Below are 1,944 nucleotides of genomic sequence, written 5' to 3'. Positions count from 1 at the left end.
CGGCGATGTCAACAACGGCCTGATCGTGGAGTCCTACGGCGACCGCATCGTGGTCAAGGCGCTCGACTTCTTCGCTGATGAGCAGATCCGCGAGGTCACCATCCGCAACCCGCTCACCCCCTACGCGGCCGACATCGTCCCGGTCTCCGAGCGCCCCGCGGACTACTCGACGGTCGACGAGGCACTCGCAGCGGTGCCTGCCGACCTCAGCCCCTTCACCGCTGACACCGTCGCCGCACTGAACCGCGCGGTCTCCGCCGTCGAGCGGGAGCTCACGGCTGCAGACCAGGCCGGCGTCGACGCCATGGCCGCGGCGATCCGCGCCGGGATCGACGGATTGGTGCGTATCGACGGCGAAGGACCCGGCTCTGATCCCGGCGCTGATCCCGGCGCTGGGGCTGGCTCGGGCTCAGGGTCCGGCTCGGACGCAGTCACAGCCGACGGCGACCTCGCGACCACCGGCTACGATCCGGGCGTCACCTGGATCATCGCACTCGGGCTGCTCGGCCTCGGCGGGGCGATCGTTCTGGGGAGGCGCCTCGCGGCCCGTCGCGCCTCACCGGACGCCGCGGAGTCTGCGCTGCTCTGAGCTGCACGCGCAGCCTCCGACGCCGCCGTTCGTCACCTCAGGGTGCACGACGGCGGCGTCGTGCTGCCCACGCACCGGGTCAGATCGCCTTGCGCAGCGTGTAGCCGCGCGGTGTCGCGACGAACCCCGCCTCTTGCAGTGCGAGCGCGGGCTCGGTGCCGTAGACGCCGTCGCCGTTGACCTTCTCGACCGTGAGCGTGTCGAGTCGGCGGGCGCGGGCGGTCGCCGCGAGATCGGCAGCCGCGGCCCGCAGCACATCGGCGTCGTCAGTGAAGCACAGCACGGTGCGTCCGCCCCGTTCGAGATAGAGCACGAGCGACCCGTCGACGAGCACGACCAGGCCACCGGCCTTGCGGCCGGGGCGATGCGAGACCTCGTCGCGTCTGGGCCATCCCAGAGCCGCACCGTAGGGGTTCGCGGGGTCGGTGGCCGCGAGCGTGACGGCCTTCCGCGGAGGCGGGTCGGCGAGGCCGGCGAAGGTGCGCAGGCGATCGACGGTGGCGGATGCCGCGAACTGCGCGGCACCGAGCCGTTCGATCACGTACCCGCGCCGGCAGTGTCCGGCCTCTTCGAATCCGGCGAGAACCCGGTAGGTCTGGGCGAAGCCGCCAGGCACGCCCTCGGCCTGCACGGCTCCGCGGGTGACCACGCCGTAGCGATCCAGCAGCAGGCCGGCGGTGACGGTCGCTCGTCGCGCGGCATCGGTCTCGACCGGGGGCAGCAGCGACCAGCGTCCGCCGATCGACGTCGGGCGCGGTGCGGTGCGCGCGAGCGACATGCCGCGGTAGGTGCGTGTGCGCGGTGTGCGTCGTGTCACGCGGTGCGCCTGCGAACCACCGGCCAGCAGCGAACGGATCGGCGCGAAGGTGTCGTTCGTGACCCGACCGGCCCAGGTCAGGGCCCACAGGGCCTCGAGCACCGACTGTTCGTTCTCGGCGCCCGCCATCTCTTTCAGCTGGCTCGCGAAGTACGCGCCTCCGGCTTCGAGGGCGACGAGCACGCGGGCTTCCAGCGAGTCCGCGGCGATCTCGTCATCCGGCTCCGGAAGGGTGAAGGGCGCGAGATCCGCGGGGTGCAGAGACACCCATCCGTCGCGACCCGGCAGTGTGCCGTGGCCCGACCAGATCACTTCTCCCGCCGCGGTGAGCTCGTCGAGGAGGGCGGGGGAGTAGTCGCGCACCCGAGAGGGCAGGACGAGCGACTCCCAGGCGCTTGCGGGAATGGGCACACCGGCGAACTGCTCGATCACGGCGAGCACGCCGTCGAGGCCCTCGAGCGGACGCCCGAGGTGCTGCCAGTCAGGAAGGAAACGCGCATACGCCTCGGGCGCCACCGGCTCGACGCTGCCGCGGATC

The 1,944-nt window shown here is 72.1% G+C and carries 2 pseudogenes; one reads left to right on the top strand and one right to left on the bottom strand.

The annotated features are described in order from the left end of the window. Window positions 1-589, top strand: a pseudogene (locus tag J7E68_RS11090) (hypothetical protein); the annotation flags it as partial. 79 nt (window positions 590-668) lie between these two features. Here J7E68_RS11090 and J7E68_RS11085 read toward each other — a convergent pair. Beyond that, window positions 669-1,944: pseudogene (locus J7E68_RS11085) on the bottom strand (ATP-dependent helicase); the annotation flags it as partial.

The organism is Microbacterium sp. ISL-103 (assembly GCF_018613995.1).
In the GTDB taxonomy this organism is placed as follows: Bacteria; Actinomycetota; Actinomycetes; order Actinomycetales; family Microbacteriaceae; genus Microbacterium.
Note: the sequence above shows the minus strand (reverse complement) of the source record. Positions and strands in the feature narration are given on the sequence as shown.